Annotated in this window: 13 protein-coding genes; 4 read left to right on the top strand and 9 right to left on the bottom strand. The window is 36.4% G+C overall.

What is annotated here, in order from left to right:
* Positions 1-2: 2 nt before the first annotated feature.
* The 6 genes from ACVFVN_RS01005 to ACVFVN_RS00980 all read right to left on the bottom strand — a co-directional run bounded on the left by ACVFVN_RS01005 (position 3) and on the right by ACVFVN_RS00980 (position 9,174).
* A complete protein-coding gene (locus ACVFVN_RS01005; RefSeq protein ID WP_456233798.1) occupies positions 3-1,151 on the bottom strand; it encodes a cytochrome-c peroxidase in 1,149 nt (382 codons plus the stop codon).
* A gap of 3 nt (positions 1,152-1,154) precedes the next feature.
* Entirely contained in the window at positions 1,155-2,672 is a 1,518-nt protein-coding gene (locus ACVFVN_RS01000; RefSeq protein ID WP_456233797.1) for a DUF6850 family outer membrane beta-barrel protein, read from the bottom strand.
* A 15-nt stretch (positions 2,673-2,687) separates the two neighbouring features.
* A complete protein-coding gene (locus ACVFVN_RS00995) occupies positions 2,688-3,920 on the bottom strand; it encodes a DUF4876 domain-containing protein (RefSeq protein ID WP_456233796.1) in 1,233 nt (410 codons plus the stop codon).
* A gap of 53 nt (positions 3,921-3,973) precedes the next feature.
* Positions 3,974-6,712: a TonB-dependent receptor gene (locus tag ACVFVN_RS00990; protein WP_456233795.1), complete on the bottom strand. Its 2,739-nt coding sequence runs from the start codon at positions 6,710-6,712 to the stop codon at positions 3,974-3,976.
* A gap of 149 nt (positions 6,713-6,861) precedes the next feature.
* Entirely contained in the window at positions 6,862-7,878 is a 1,017-nt protein-coding gene (gene murB / locus ACVFVN_RS00985) for a UDP-N-acetylmuramate dehydrogenase (RefSeq protein WP_456233794.1), read from the bottom strand.
* A gap of 99 nt (positions 7,879-7,977) precedes the next feature.
* Positions 7,978-9,174, bottom strand: a complete 1,197-nt coding sequence (locus ACVFVN_RS00980; protein ID WP_456233793.1) for a pyridoxal phosphate-dependent aminotransferase — start codon at positions 9,172-9,174, stop codon at positions 7,978-7,980.
* 86 nt (positions 9,175-9,260) lie between these two features.
* Here ACVFVN_RS00980 and ACVFVN_RS00975 point away from each other — a divergent pair, with 86 nt between their 5' ends.
* Positions 9,261-9,719 carry a DUF1801 domain-containing protein gene (locus ACVFVN_RS00975; RefSeq protein WP_165132910.1) on the top strand — a complete coding sequence of 153 codons (459 nt, stop codon included), beginning with the start codon at positions 9,261-9,263 and terminating at the stop codon, positions 9,717-9,719.
* Positions 9,720-9,746: 27 nt separating this feature from the next.
* Here the strand turns inward: ACVFVN_RS00975 and ACVFVN_RS00970 are convergent, their stop codons facing one another.
* On the bottom strand, positions 9,747-10,745 hold the full coding sequence (locus tag ACVFVN_RS00970; RefSeq protein WP_456233792.1) for an isoaspartyl peptidase/L-asparaginase family protein: 999 nt from the start codon (positions 10,743-10,745) through the stop codon (positions 9,747-9,749).
* Positions 10,746-10,862: 117 nt separating this feature from the next.
* On the opposite strand from ACVFVN_RS00970, the gene ACVFVN_RS00965 reads away from it, so the two are divergent.
* Entirely contained in the window at positions 10,863-11,495 is a 633-nt protein-coding gene (locus ACVFVN_RS00965) for a YiiX/YebB-like N1pC/P60 family cysteine hydrolase (RefSeq protein WP_456233791.1), read from the top strand.
* A gap of 3 nt (positions 11,496-11,498) precedes the next feature.
* Here ACVFVN_RS00965 and ACVFVN_RS00960 read toward each other — a convergent pair whose 3' ends face one another.
* Complete coding sequence (locus ACVFVN_RS00960) at positions 11,499-12,014, bottom strand: DUF4833 domain-containing protein (protein WP_456233790.1); 516 nt, start codon at positions 12,012-12,014, stop codon at positions 11,499-11,501.
* A 100-nt stretch (positions 12,015-12,114) separates the two neighbouring features.
* Between ACVFVN_RS00960 and ACVFVN_RS00955 the strand changes: the two genes are divergently transcribed.
* Entirely contained in the window at positions 12,115-12,669 is a 555-nt protein-coding gene (locus tag ACVFVN_RS00955; RefSeq protein ID WP_456233789.1) for a LemA family protein, read from the top strand.
* A 2-nt stretch (positions 12,670-12,671) separates the two neighbouring features.
* Positions 12,672-14,609: a DUF2207 domain-containing protein gene (locus ACVFVN_RS00950; RefSeq protein ID WP_456233788.1), complete on the top strand. Its 1,938-nt coding sequence runs from the start codon at positions 12,672-12,674 to the stop codon at positions 14,607-14,609.
* Between the two features lie 53 nt (positions 14,610-14,662).
* On the opposite strand, the gene ACVFVN_RS00945 is transcribed toward ACVFVN_RS00950, so the two are convergent.
* Positions 14,663-15,217: an NADPH-dependent FMN reductase gene (locus ACVFVN_RS00945; RefSeq protein ID WP_456233787.1), complete on the bottom strand. Its 555-nt coding sequence runs from the start codon at positions 15,215-15,217 to the stop codon at positions 14,663-14,665.
* Positions 15,218-15,231 lie beyond the last annotated feature (14 nt).

Below are 15,231 nucleotides of genomic sequence, written 5' to 3'. Positions count from 1 at the left end.
AATTATTCTGTTGGGAAATCTGGACGTCTCATTTTAAATTTGGTTCCCGACATCGATTCTAAAAACAGAACCAAAGCTTTGGTTTCGTCTTTTGTTAAATCTAATTTTTTTAATAATGGATCGGTAACAGGATACATCAGGTCATTTTTCTTTTGTTCTGCAGAAGGGTCTATCATGTGCATGCCGCTATTGTACATGTTAACAACACCTTCCAGATCGTCAAAAAGACCATTGTGCATCCAAGGTCTTGTCAATAGTAAATCGCGAAGTTGCGGCGTACGGAATTTTCCAACATCTTCTGGCTTTTTGGTTGTGTTATACAGCCCAAGATCCTCGTATTGTCTTTTGTAATATGTCAGCCCAATGTTATGAAATTTTTCATCGCTAAGATATTGTCCATTATGACAGTTCATACAAGCCGCTTTGGTACGGAAGATGTGCATACCATAAATTTCTTGATCTGTTAACGCATCGTATTTGCCATCAAGAAATTGATCAAAACGACTCGGTTGGCTTTTTACAGTTTTCTGAAATTCTGCTAAAGCTTTTGTTATACGATCAAAATTGATTTTGTCATCACCGTAAGCGTCTTTGAAGCGTTTTTTATAGCCTTTAATTTTTTCAAGTTTTTCACTTAAAAGAGGCGGTTCCATATTCATCTCATGATGTGCGGCAATTGGAGAAATCGCCTGATCTTCCAATGTTAATGAGCGTCCATCCCAAAAGAAAGATTGGCGTTGTGCGATATTGAGAATGCTAATCGTATTACGTGTGCCGTGCAAATGATCGTTACCCAAAGACACGCGACGGCGGTCTGTCCAGCCCATTTCTGGATCGTGACAAGTGCTGCAGGAGATTTGGTTACTACTAGAAAGTTTAGGATCAAAGAATAACATTTTTCCCAATATGACGATAGGTTTTTCTTGTTCTTTAAAATAGTTAGAATCTCGTTTTATAGAAGAAAACTCTTTCCAGTTGACGCCTTCTTCAATGTTTGGTTTTGGCCATTTCGAAATTGCTTTTTTGTAACTGTTGACGATATCCTGAAATGTTGGATCTTGCATGTCCAAAAGTTCTCGGTTAACTTTTGGTGCAAAACTTAGTAAAAACATGATAACCGTAGCAACGCCCAATAAAACTATTTTCTTCATGATTTAAAATGTAATTCCTAAAATTAATTGTGTAAAGTTATTATTTTTTTTCTGTAGCTGAAATTGTTGCCAACCGGCTTGGATATAGAAAGCGGGAAGTTTTTGGAACTTAAGATCGTAACGCAAACTCGCGCCTAAACTAATCGCATCACTTGCTAAATAATTGTAATCCGACATTAACCAATCCATGATACTTTCGCGAAGGTCGGTTGATAAAGCATTTGTGGAGCTTATATTTTTTTTGGTCGAAAAATTTCCTGATAGACTGATAAGCTGATTGTCTGCTATTTCCTGTTTGTAAAATGCATCAATGCCTAAAGTATAGCTTTCAAATTTTTGCCCACTGAAGGGATACATGCGTTGTTCGGTGGTCTGTTGATAAAGCAAACTAGGTGTTGCGCCAAAAACAAATTTATCAGCAGAATATTGATATAAAAATTTGATAGTGGATAAATAATCTTCTTTTTTGTAGGATTTTCTTTTGTAGATCTGTTCAATAATTTCGGTATTGTTGGTATAGCCATATTCGGAGCCAGTTCTTATAAAAACTTGATAATTGGCCACCAATCCAACGCGATGTTGATGGATACTGAAAAACTTTGTCGCCTCTATTTGGTAATTCTCGTTATCTAAGTCTGAAATGTCAAAATAGCGGTTGGTTGGATTCACGCTTTTTTGATTTTTAGATTGCGACAAGTAACCCGTTATGTAAAATGGATTTTTTGAATTTTTAAAAATTTGACCGCCTACTTTATAACCGAATTCTTCATAGATAGCCGCAGGGCTTCCGCCATTAAAGAAATAATTTGAAAATCCAAATCCAGTCATTTGATACATCAAAGCTTGACCAAGATCGCTTACGAATTTGATAGATGTATTTTGGGTGTATTTGTTGAGGTTTCCAAAAATTCCAATTTCAAAATCGTTATAGAATCGGTAGTTGACACCCAGGTTAACATTAAGGTTAGAGGTTGTACTTTTTTGTCTAGGATCGCGATTGCGAGAACCGAGTTGTGCCAAATAGCTTGCCTCGAGCCCGAAAGTCCAGCGGTTTATTTTTTGTGAAATTCCTCCAGAAAACTGATAACGCTCCAGCTTGGTATCGCCGCCTGCAGAGTCGGCAATGCTGTAAGGTGCAATTCTGTCAAAATCTAGATTTTCGTTCCATTTTACAGAAGAAATATTTAGATTTTGATAGCGCGCACTTCCCCAAATGCTGCGGTGGTCATTTTGTTTTTTGTAAGAAGTCACTTTTAGACTAAGGCCTTTTTGTCCAGAGCCTTCCTGTGGTCGATAGATGTTTCGTTTTTCGTTTTCGTAACCGATGCTGAAATCGGTAAAAGAAAAATTACTATAACCCGACATGCTTGCCGGATTATAGTAAAAATTATTTTTAATTTGTCGCTCAACACTATATTGTTGCTCTATTTTTGGAAATAATCGAATGCTGTCCTGAGCCTTCAGATTTGTTAATCCGAAAGTCAAAATAAAAAAGCTAAATAAGGTGTTTTGCAACTTCATTTTTTTAAAAAGATATTAATGAACGATTCCGTTTTTCAAACTGGGTTCAGCATTTTTGATGAAATCTTCTGCTGAGTTATTCGTGTCTTTATAGATGTTTTTTCCTGTATTGGTTTTGCCCAAAGTTTTACGACGAACAGATTTTCCCAAGCGGTTGGGATCGTTCCAAAATTCGCCAACACCTGTCCATCCCGAGTCGATTGACGTGGACGTTAAGATGTGCAAAAACTTGTCAGAAGTACTATTGTTAAAACCATCTAGAATCCAAGTGTTCGGAATTTTGTAAGCACTTTTGTTGGTGGTTGTTCCCGCAGCATTGGTGTAAGAGTAGCTGTATTTATAATTTTGAAGAAAACTCGCATCCGTTTCTCCAGCGGGGAATCTTGCAATAACATAAGCTTCCACGCCACTGCTGTGCAAATAGATCATATCATCAAAAGCCATTGATGTGTAAACTACTTTTACGTTAGGAACCGATGGATTATCAACTTGTGCCAATGTTGCGTTTTTGATGGATGGGAACTCAAAATCTGCTTTTTCAAGGTTGAAAGCGGTACTGGTTTGCGCATTGTGATTAATCGCATTATCTGCTACAACGATAAAATCGCCCGATTCCACCGGATATTGCGTGCCATTACCTGGAAGAAGTATCATGCCTTTCACCGCGAAATAATCGTTCGGATTGTGTGGGCTAACATTGTTATTCACGCTGGTCAAAAATTCGGATTGTCCAATAATTAATCCGTCAGCATACAAAATTTTGTCGGTGTTATTCACCAATTTAAAATAACGACTGGAGTTGTAGTTTTTTCCTTCTGGCGTTTTCACACCTGTATAGAACACTTCTTCAATAATAAAATCTTGACTGAATTGTTTGAAAAATAATGGAATATTGATGTTAGAATTTGAAGTATTAACATCCAAATTTGCAGAACCAGCAATGGTCAAAGTTTCTCCTGTGTTAGCAATAATAGTTCCATTAACTGTTATTTTGTAAGAGCCATAAGCTAAAGAAAGACTAAGAATGTTGTTATTTTCAACAGATTTTTTAATAAAACTTCCAGTATTGGTTTCAAGAATTTCGATTTCCAAAGTTTTGTAATTGGTGATATTTTCACCTGTAAAAGTCATGCTGACATTACTTTTTTGACTTTGTTCAAACCCGAAATCATCGTCTTTGGAGCAAGAGATAATACTGGTTGTTAATGTTAGTCCTAATAGACTGAGAAGTAAAAAGTTCTTCTTCATAGCGTTAATTTTTAGAGATATTGTTATTTAGAATTGTTATTTAGAATTGTTATTTAGAAATTATAATTAAGTTCCATTCCAAAATAAGGTGTGGAGAGGTTTTTTCGTTCGATTTTAATGCCATTCATATAATAAGGATGGGCATAACCAAACAGTTTATTCACAAACATTGAGGTTCTTAAAGCTTTGTAAATTTTTTTTGTGACTTTAAAATTGGCGTTCAAAGTATAAGTATATCGGGTTTCGAGATTATCGGTTTTAGAAACATCACGCACAAGCCATTGTTTGTAAATGTCCGTTCTGTCAACATCGGTAAAGTTGTGAATAATGCCATCTACACCGTAATACGAAATAGGTTCTGCCATACGATGGTCACGTTTTCTATGATCAAATAGCGTCCCTTGAAATGACGCCGAAAGTGTTAAATCCAAATTGGGTAAATAGGTGTCAACAAAAAAATTGTAGTTGAGGTTAGAGTTGATATAACCATCATCATTTTTGTAAATGCCATAATACGGGAAGTTGGACCCGCCAATAGAAGAATTTGGTTTTTCGTGAACTGGAATTGTATTGCGATATTGTGTATTAAAATAGGCGCCTGTTAAAGTAAATCTCGTATTGATAGCCTCGAATCTTGGCGATGTGTAACCGAATTCGATACCCCTTTTTATCGTGGCACTGCCGTTCTCAGTGATGCTATAGCTCCCGAATTCTGTCATCATTTGATACGGAATATTATCTAAGTTCGGCCCATTATTCCAGTCGTTAATATCAACATAAGCTGGATCGTATTTTTTATAAGATTGCGCTACGGTTTGCAAAGTGCTTCGGAATCCGTTGGTCATTTCTTCTTGAAAATAGATTACGAAAAATTCATGATTTCGATAATTAAGATCAAGACGCGCTTCGTATTTGATGTTTTTTGCGGCGGTTAAATTTTTGTTCTCCAAAGGTTGTACATAAGTCATAAAGTTGACATAACGGTAACGCTCATCATTGTGATAATAATTAAGCTGCGTATAGTCCATATATTTGGTGTTCGGGTACAACATCAACAAAGTTGGCTGTTTGTAAAATTGCCCGTAACCTAAAGTGAAATCCGCTCGCAAAGCATGATTACCGATATATATTTTTGGAAGTCCATATTGGAAATTAAGTCGTGGTTCAAAAAAGAATTGTTTGCTAATACTAAAACTTTCGTCCACACCAAGTAGGTTAGATGTTCTTAAACCAGCATAAAGATTAAGCTTGTGTTCATCGATTTGATAAGACATTTGGTCACCAATGAAAACTGCCATAACTTGCCAAGCTGGGATGTCATCGTAGGCGCGTGGTCGTACATTCATTGTAGCCGTGGGCGGCGTAAGAAGATCGTATTGTTGTCCTTTTCCAAAGTTTTTAGAAAACCTCCAGTCGACACCAACTTCGTATTGATGGAGTAGAAGCCCCGATTTTTTAACACCATTTAGTTGTAACAAAGTCGAAACATCAATAGGTTTGCCATCGGTATAAAAATCCGAAATGTATTTGATCTGGGGAAAAATACCGACATTTTCACCTTGAGTGGTTGCTAAAGATATCGAACGTGGTCCAGACTGTTGAACCAATTTTGTCTGTTCTATTTTATCAAAACCTTGACGAATAGATGTATTAAGCGTTAGCTTGTTAAAGAAATTTTCTTTGCCTAAAATATAAACGAAATTATTGGTCAAACTTAATCTGCTATTCGAATTTTTGTAAGCATCTATTGGTGCATAACCTGTGTCAGGATCATTCTTTTCCTTGTCGATATTGTTAGAAAAATCAAGTGTAGAACGCCATTCCAGATGTTTGTTCCAAAGTTTTGTTTTCAGGCGAGAACGTAGCGAAGCTGTTACACGTTGGTAATTTTCAAACTGATCGGTTGGATCAACTTTGGCATCTAGAAAGTCCAAACTCGACGTCATTTGCCAATTTTGTTTTAGTGCAAAACCTTTGCTTATATAGTATTGTTTGCTAAAACCATCCGCTTTAAAACGCGCTTGCAGTGGCGTTTTGCCTATTTTTCTATCAATTTTTATGACGCCAGATGTCAGATCGCCATAAGATGCTGACGGAATACCACGGATAATTTCCACTCTTTCGATATCATTGGTGGATAATGTCCGCATGTCCACACCAATTCCTGCAGTGGCTTTTTGTTGTGGACCACTAAGAAACTGACTGTCGTTAAGTGACAATTGCATATCCGCATTCGAGTTCCAAATATTATTATCAATAATAAATTGCGTTCCCAACGCGCTCGTGTTATAACTGCTTGGTGCCGAATCGCTTTCTCGTAATAAAACCCGATTGGATGAGGTTAAAGTTGGCGTTTTTGCTAATCCTCCAGGTACAAGCTCCATGATATCAGCAAAACTCGATGGCTGTAGATGTTCCATCGCTTTGGTTGTTATCACAGATTTGCTCGTAAGACCTTTCGCTTCTTTGGCAGTTACAACCACTTCCTGAATAGTATTTTCGCTAAGAAGTTTGATGACAAGATGTTGATTTTGAGTCGGTGTAATTTTTAAATCACGATCCTGATAAGCATTATGGCTCACAACGATGCTGTAGTTTTTATTTTTTTCGAGGAAGATTTTGGCTTCACCTTTTGCATCGGTTTTTAATGGCTTTTGATTACTTATTTTGAGATTAGCATTGGGTACAGCTTGGTTCTTTTCGTTGTGTACAGAAATGTTTAACTCAATTTTTTGAGCTAATGATAAAGCTGAAAGCCCAACCAAAAATAGGAAACTTAAAAATCGTGTCACGCTTATTTTTAATGATTATAAATAAAACACAAAAGTAAGAAGTTGTTAGAAAATATGAAAGTTTATTTAGAATTAATTTAAATAATTGATAATTGTCACAAAAAAAACACCTCTATATTGAGATGCTTTAATTTTTAAAATGCAGATAATCAGATTATATTGACTTCACGTTCCAATTCGATTCCGAATTTTTCTTTGACCGAATTAATAATGTTTGTTGAAAAATCATATATTTCTTGACCATTTGCATTTCCAGTTTTATTAATAATCACCAAAGATTGTAGATGATGGGTGGCAACATTTCCTATTTGTTTCCCTTTCCAACCACATTGTTCGATGAGCCAGCCTGCGGGCACTTTTACCCATTCGCCATTAGGATAAGCTTGGATATTGGGAAATTTTTCTTTTAAAACTTTAAATTGTTCTAGAGGAATCGTCGGATTTTTGAAGAAACTACCAGCATTTCCTATCTCTTTTGGATTGGGCAATTTACTCTCACGGATGGCAATAACAGCTTTGGAAATCTCTTGGATTGTCGGATTTTTTATGTTCAGTTTCTCAAGTTCCGTTGTTATGGCGCCGTATTCAGTTTTGATAGAATGCTGTTGCGTTGTGAGTCGAAAAGTAACATTAAGAATGACGTATTTGCCTTTTCCTTCTTGCTTGAAAATTGAGTCACGATATCCAAATCGACATTTTTCTTTATTAAAATATTCAATGTTTAAGCTTTCAAGATTGAGAACTTCACAATAATCGAAACTATCTTTTATTTCGGTGCCGTACGCGCCAATATTTTGCATAGGCGAGGTGCCAACATTTCCAGGAATTAAAGATAAATTTTCTAAGCCGCCATAATTTTTATCCAAACAATAAAGAACAAATTGATGCCAATTTTCGCCTGCATTTGCAGTAATTAAAACATGGTTATCGTCGTCTTGTTTTTCAGAAATTCCTTTTAAATCCAGTTGGATAGCACAACCATCAAAATCTTTTGTCAATAAAATATTGCTTCCACCACCCAAGAAAAGGAACTTTTCGGATTCTAGTTCGGGAAGTTGCAGAACCTGTTTTAGTTCCTCAATGGATTGTACGCTTGCAAAATATTTTGCACGGGCTTCAACTCCGAAAGTGTTGTAAGATTTTAAAGATTTTTGCGTCTGAATCATGCTGGGATTTTAAAGCGCTAAATTATCAATTTTTAAAGTATTGAAGGACTTTTTAAAGCTAAAAAAAGCGAGAAAGTTCTCGCTTTTATATCCAATAGATTATTTGTTGTTATAGACTTTAAGAGCATCTCGAAGAATTTCAGCGCTACGTTTTAGATCGTCGGATTTTAAAACATAAGCGATTCTCACCTGTTTTTTTCCAAGTTCGGGATTGCTGTAGAAACCGCCAGCTGGCGCTACCATAATGGTTTCTCCATTGTTGTCATAGCTTTCCAAAAGCCATTGTGCAAAGACTTCTGTGTCATCTACAGGAAGCTCTGCAACGCAATAGAAGGCGCCTTTGGGTTTTGGACAGATCACACCTGGAATTTCGTTTAATAAATCAACAAGTAAGTTTCTACGTTTTGTATATTCTTCGCGAACACTGCGGATATAGGCTTCGTCATTAACATGGGCGGCTGCCGCAGCAATCTGTCCTAACAAAACTGGGCTTAATCTCGCTTGTGCAAACAACATTGCAGCATCATGAATTTTTTTGGAACGTGTAATCATACAGCCAATTCTTACACCACACATCGAGTAACGTTTCGACTCCGAGTCAATAATGATGCAGTTTTCCGCCAATTCTGGAAATGCTAACATCGATACTTGTTGTTTACCATCGTACACATATTCTCTATAAACTTCGTCAGAAATAACGACGATGTCATGTTTCAGCGCGATATCAGAAAGCTGTTGCAGTTCTTCTTTAGTATAAAGATATCCTGTTGGATTTCCTGGGTTACAGATAATGATAGCTTTGGTTTTATCTGTAATTTTTTTCTCAAATTCTTCCATTGGAGGAAGTGCAAAACCGCTGTCAATACTAGATGGTATTGCTACAACATTTACATTGAAAGTACTTGTAAATCCGTTGTAGTTGGCGTAATATGGTTCTGGAATTATCACTTCGTCACCATCGTCACAAAGCGTAGAAATTGCAAAGTTTAAGGCTTCTGATCCACCATTGGTCACAATGAAGTTATCGGGTGTTAAATCTTCAAAACCTAAAGTATGGTAATAGGTTGTTAAGGCTTTTCTGTAATCGATATTTCCTTCAGAAAGCGCATATTCTAAAACTTTTAAATCTATATTTTTAATAGCGTCCAAAGCCGTTTGAGGAGTCTCAATATCGGGTTGCCCTATATTAAGATGATAGACTTTTGTTCCTTTTTGTTTAGCTTGTAATGCATAGGGAACCAGTTTTCTAACCGGAGATGGCGGCATGTGACGCGCACGGTGTGATATTTTTGGCATGTTTCAAAAATTAATATGACAAAAATAAGATTTAATTTTTTAAATTTAAACTTCAATTTTTACGAAATCCATAATTAATACCAAACATGCAAATAGAAGCAACGAGCGTTGATGATTATATCGCAAAAGTTCCCGAAGATCGTCAAGAAGCTATTAAAAATTTAGTAAAAACTATTAGTGACAATTTACCAAAAGGTTTTGAAAATGTGATTAGTTACGGCATGATTGGTTGGGCTGTTCCACTGTCAGATTATCCGGACGGTTATCATTGTGCGCCAGGAACGCCTTTGCCTTTTATTAATTTGGCATCCCAAAAGAATTTTGTAGCACTTTATCACATGGGCATTTATGCAGACGAATCTTTACTACATTGGTTTCAAGAAGAATATCCAAAATATTCGAAACGAAAATTGGATATGGGGAAATCCTGCATCCGTTTCAAAAAGATGGAAGATATTCCGTTGCCGTTAATCGCTGAATTGTGTCAAAAAGTTACACCACAAGATTGGATTAATCAATATGAATCCTTGTACAAAAGAAAATAAAAAACTCAGCCTATACTGAGTTTTTTGTTATTTATAAATGTAAACTTCTATCTCGCCTTTGTCTGTGACAGCGCCACGATACATGCCTTCGGTATTGAAAGGCATTGCGATATTTCCGTCTTTATCCAGCGCGATAATGCCACCGTCGCCACCTAATTGTCCTATATCATCAATGCTGGCTTGTGCTGCATCTTTTACATTTTCTTTCAAAAATTTCATACGATCTGCAACGGTTTTGCTGGCTACCGTTCGAATGAAAAATTCGCCCCATCCCGTTCCTGAAAGTCCCACTTGGTCGTTAGCATAAGTACCTGCTCCGATAATAGGAGAATCGCCAATGCGATTGAATTTTTTGTTGGTCATACCACCCGTTGATGTGCCCGCCGTGATGATTCCGTTTTTGTCTAAAGCTACAGCGCCAACAGTTCCAAACTTTTGATCGATTAGAAAATAGTCAGGAAGTTTTTGCTCGTTTTTAGATGTTTTCTTTTCAGCTTCCATAGCTTTAACTTTTTGAAGGCTGTTCCATGCTCTTTCGGTCCAGAAATATTTTGGATCTACAATTTCCAAACCTTTTTCTTTTGCAAATTTTTCTGCGCCAGCGCCCGCCATCATAACATGTTCGGATTGTTGCATAACTGCTTTTGCGGCGAGAATAGGATTTTTAATTGTTGTTACACCTGCTACAGCGCCTGCTTTTCTGTTGTTGCCCGTCATGATAGAAGCGTCCAGTTCGTTCTTGCCATCGTTGGTGAAAACGGCGCCTTTTCCAGCATTGAATAGCGGTGAGTCTTCCATAACGATGATGGCTACAGTGACAGCGTCTAATGAGGATTTCCCATTTTTGATTTCGTTGTAGCCTCTTTGTAAAGCTTTGGTTAATGTTTCCCGGTATTCTTTTTCCTTTTCAGGAGAAAGGTTGGCTTTTGTAATGGTGCCAGCACCACCATGAATAACCATGACATATTTTTTTTGACAAAAAGCCAAAGTTCCTAAAAGTAAAAATGGAAGAAGGATTTTTTTCATGAGGATTTAAGATAATATTTAAGGTCAAATTTAACAATAATAAATGAAGAGAATTTTGGAAACTAAAAGTATTTGTTATAGGTTTTGTAGATTTGCACTTCAATAAAAAATTGCGTAATGGGAAAAAATATTTTGGTTTTACTGTTGTGTTTGGTACTCGTACATTGCGCTTCTTATTCAAAATTTGATGGTGTGGAACATGGAGATTTACTATTTGTAACCGCGAAGCAAGAAGGACTTTCTGGGGCGATTAATAATGTGACGCAAAAAGAAGCGCAGTCGAATTTCGATCATATTGGTTTGGTAGAAAAATCAGGGAAGGATTATTTTGTTCTGCATGCTGCGCCTAGAGGCGGATCGCAACGACAGCCGATGTCGGATTTTCTGAGAGAGCAAGAGCATCATGGTCAACGTGTTGTGATTTATCGTTTGAAAAATCCGTATCAAAATAGTATTCCGTATGCGATAGAGAAAGCCAAAAGCTTGGTCGGGAAAGATTATAATTTTGATTACATTCTTAATGAAAACACCTATTATTGCTCAGATTTTATTGAACGTGCTTTTCGAAAATATCAAATTTTCAAGCTGGAACCGATGACTTTTATTGATCCTAAAACGGGAGAAACCAATGCGTTTTGGAAAAACTTTTATCAAAAGAGAAACTTAGAAGTGCCAGAAGGACAACCTGGTTGTAATCCCAATGGATTGGCAGCTTCCGAGAAATTGGAGCGTATAAAAATTTTGGAATAATTTTTAGATTTTTAGTTTTTCTGTCACACTTTTGCCAGTTTCAAAATCTTTACCTGTTACTAGGATATAATCTGCGCTAGGCTTTAGCCCAGAGTTTTTCAGTTGGATAAACATTTTTTCGAGATAGATTTTGTTGCCGTTTACTGTAAGGAAAACGGCGGGCTTTTGTTGATTATTAAAAGCGAGATACAGTTTCAGATTCTTTTGACCTTTTAATGAAAATTCAAAATAATTGTCATCCATTTTCTTAAAATTTATACCATAAGCCAAAGATTTCTGTATGCTTGTCAAAGGTTTTATTTCTGCATTTTCTTCATATAATATTCGGTAAATGTTGATGGGATTGGTATCAGAAATATTTTTGCCAATGATGATGGCGTCGTACACAAATGTATTGCGATTATCACTATGTTGGATGTAGAACAGTTGATTGGTTTTTTTCTCAGGCTTTGGGTAATTGTCCTGGGCTGTCAACAGATTAAAACCTGTAAGTGAGAAGAATAATACTAAGAATTTCATTTTGATTAAAAGTTTATTACCAAAAGTAACAATTAAAAATTAATTGAAAAATTCTAAATCATATAAGTGAAAATGATTAATTTTAATTAAAACTAAAATTATGTTTTCATTATTAATTATTATTGGATTAGCGCTTGTTATTATTGCTTATATAATATCAATTTATAACAAATTGGTGCGATTGCGCAACCTTGTGCAAGAAGGTTGGAGTAGTATTGATGTGATGCTGAAAAAACGTCATGATCTTATCCCAAATCTTGTCGAAACGGTAAAAGGCTATGCAACTCATGAACGGTCCACACTCGATAGCGTGGTACAGGCTAGAGCAGCTGCACTTAGGGCGAATACGGTAGAAGCTAAAGAAAGTGCTGAGAAAAATCTTAGTCAAGCCATGATGAATTTGATGGCGGTTGCAGAGCAATATCCAGATCTGAAAGCCAATGCCAATTTTCAACAATTACAAGCCGAATTGTCTTCTGTAGAAGGTGATATCGAAAAAGCAAGACGTTATTACAACGGCACCGTAAGAGAAAATAATACTGCTGTGGAGTCATTCCCAAGCAATATTGTTGCGAATATGTATAAGTTTGAAAAATCTGCATTCTTTGAATTGGAAAATCCTACGGAACGGCAAGTACCAAGCGTAAAATTCTAAAAATGAAACGCCTGCTTTTAATATTTTGCATTTTTTGTTCAGTATTTAATTTTGGACAAAATTCTGATCGTCTTAATGTTAGCGAGGTAGCATCAACTTATCAATCGGAGCGAATACTGAACTATCATGCTGATATTTTGGTCAATGAAAAAGGTGGAATAGAAGTTACGGAACATATTAAAGTTTATAGGTTAGGAAAGGATATTAAACACGGTATTTTCAGAACTTTTTTAACAACACGCGAGCTTAATGGGAAAAATCAAAAACTTAAATACAATATTCTTTCTGTAACGCGTGATGGAAAAAAGGAAGAGTATCACTCCGAAAGTAGCTCTGGCTATTACAAAATCTACATTGGTAATAAAGATATTGACTTGCCAGCAGGCGAATATTCTTATGCAATCAAATATACATTAGACAATCAAATTGGTTTTTTCAAGAATTATGATGAGCTGTATTGGAATGTCAACGGAACAGATTGGGCTTTTCCAATAGATTCTATTTCTGCGAAAGTCGTCTTGCCATTTGGTGCTAAGATTCTTCAAAATGCTTGCTATACTGGCGAAGCGAGAAGTACCGCGACCAATTGTAGTTCAGAAATTCTTGACAATCACACCATCGGATGGAAGGCTTCCCATCTCGGAAGTGGCGAAAATTTAACCATTGCCGTGGGATTTAATAAAGCTTTGATACAAGCACCACCACCACCAACTTTCTTTGAAGAAAATGGCATTCTCCTTTTATTAATTCTGTCAATGTTGGGATTAATGGCATTTTGCTATCAAAAATGGAGAACATATGGTGTGGATCCGCCCAAACCAACGATTTATCCTCAGTTTAATGTTCCAGATAATTTGTCGCCAGCAAGTTTGGGTTACATCAAATTTGAAAATTATAAAAATGAATATCTTACAGCAAGCATCGTCAATCTCGCTATTAAAGGCTTTTTAAAAATTCTTGAGCAAGAGAGTGAAGGTTTTTTAGGTCTTGGGAAAAGAAAATATTACCGTGTTGAAAAACTGAAAAATGCAGATAATTCTTTAGCAAAAGAAGAAATTGGTGTTTTGGATAATTTATTTCAAAACCGTGATGCCGTAGATTTTAAAGGGTCTTATGATCTCAAAATTGAAAGCACAGTCGAGAGTTTCAAAGCAAGTTTGTCTTATCAACACGACAAATTTCTCCAAGAAGGGAACAACCGAAATATACTTTGGATTCCAACATTGTTAATTACATGTATATATTTTGTAGCCTTATTAATTAGCTCTTACAAAGCCGATGAAATGAGTTTTATGATTCCAGGCGTTTTTGTATATGTTGCGCTGCTTATCATTTATTTTGTTGTCACCTCGTTTTATAAGAAAATAAAAATTAAAGGTTGTGCCGCTATTTTTTTAATATTTTGGGCGTTAGGTTTTACAATTCCAATAGTTCTGGCAGGTGTCGCCATAGGTGTTGACAAGAACATCAAATACTGTTTTCAGTTTATTATTTTGTCGTTTATCCTAATATTAGCTTTTCAATATTATATTAAACGACCTTCGGAAGCAAAGCTGAAGCAGCAATCTTTAATCGACGGATTCAAAATGTACATGGGTGCCGCCGAAAATGAACAATTAAAATTTCATAATTCACCCAAAATGACCCCCGAAATTTTTGAAAAATATTTACCTTACGCCATGGTTTTAGGCGTTGACAAAATTTGGGGAGAAAAGTTTGAAACCGCCTTGCTGGCAATGGCTTCTGGCTACACAAGTTCTTGGTATGTTGGCCATTTTTCGGGAATGGGCAACTTCGGCAGTTCTATTAATTCCAGTTTGACAAAATCGATTAGTTCCGGTTCTACTGCGCCTTCCAACAGCAGTTCTGGCGGAAGTGGCTCTGGAGGTGGCGGCTTCTCTGGCGGCGGCGGCGGTGGTGGTGGCGGTGGCGGTTGGTAAACTTATTACCGCAATCCAACCAAATTTTTAAAACTTCTGAATAGAGATTTTATTTAAAATTTATTAAACCAATCCACATAGGCATTGACGAATTTTTTTAAATAATCGGTCGTGCGATCGTCTATTTTGCCAGACTCATCAAAGGCTTTTGAAATCTGACTTAAATAAATTTCGGGCTGTTGCATGGTGTATATATTCACAGAAGTTAAGCTTTGTCGCAATTGATGATTGGCTCCAAAAGCGCCTAGCATTCCTGGAGAATTACTGATGACAGCACCTGGTTTTTTTGTCCAAACATTTTTGCTAGCAGGTCGCGACGCAACATCAATTGCATTTTTGAGTACAGCAGGCAAACCACGATTATATTCGGGCGTTACAAAAATAACACCATCGAGCTGGTCAACTTCCTCTCGGAAACTAATATAACTTTCGGGAACTTGGTCATGGTCGTCAAAATCTTGATTGTACAACGGTAATTGCCCAATTGATATTATTTTAAATTTAAAAGTTGGCGGTTCCAAACTGATGATTTCTTCAGCTACTTTTCTGGAAAAGGATTCTTTGCGGAGGCTTCCTACAAAAATTCCGATGTGTTTTGTGTCCATCATTTAATTTTTTAATT

The sequence above is a fragment of the Soonwooa purpurea genome, from assembly GCF_053891095.1.
This window is presented reverse-complemented; position numbering and strand designations above follow the sequence as displayed.

Excerpts from the sequence above, each read along its gene's own strand:
- ACVFVN_RS01005 (WP_456233798.1), bottom strand. The coding sequence starts at position 1,151 with ATGAAGAAAATAGTTTTATTGGGCGTTGCTACGGTTATCATGTTTTTA.
- ACVFVN_RS00965 (WP_456233791.1), top strand. The coding sequence starts at position 10,863 with ATGGGAAAAAATATTTTGGTTTTACTGTTGTGTTTGGTACTCGTACAT.
- ACVFVN_RS00950 (WP_456233788.1), top strand. The coding sequence starts at position 12,672 with ATGAAACGCCTGCTTTTAATATTTTGCATTTTTTGTTCAGTATTTAAT.
- ACVFVN_RS00960 (WP_456233790.1), bottom strand. The coding sequence starts at position 12,014 with ATGAAATTCTTAGTATTATTCTTCTCACTTACAGGTTTTAATCTGTTG.
- ACVFVN_RS00980 (WP_456233793.1), bottom strand. The coding sequence starts at position 9,174 with ATGCCAAAAATATCACACCGTGCGCGTCACATGCCGCCATCTCCGGTT.
- ACVFVN_RS00970 (WP_456233792.1), bottom strand. The coding sequence starts at position 10,745 with ATGAAAAAAATCCTTCTTCCATTTTTACTTTTAGGAACTTTGGCTTTT.
- ACVFVN_RS01000 (WP_456233797.1), bottom strand. The coding sequence starts at position 2,672 with ATGAAGTTGCAAAACACCTTATTTAGCTTTTTTATTTTGACTTTCGGA.
- murB (WP_456233794.1), bottom strand. The coding sequence starts at position 7,878 with ATGATTCAGACGCAAAAATCTTTAAAATCTTACAACACTTTCGGAGTT.
- ACVFVN_RS00995 (WP_456233796.1), bottom strand. The coding sequence starts at position 3,920 with ATGAAGAAGAACTTTTTACTTCTCAGTCTATTAGGACTAACATTAACA.
- ACVFVN_RS00975 (WP_165132910.1), top strand. The coding sequence starts at position 9,261 with ATGCAAATAGAAGCAACGAGCGTTGATGATTATATCGCAAAAGTTCCC.
- ACVFVN_RS00945 (WP_456233787.1), bottom strand. The coding sequence starts at position 15,217 with ATGATGGACACAAAACACATCGGAATTTTTGTAGGAAGCCTCCGCAAA.
- ACVFVN_RS00955 (WP_456233789.1), top strand. The coding sequence starts at position 12,115 with ATGTTTTCATTATTAATTATTATTGGATTAGCGCTTGTTATTATTGCT.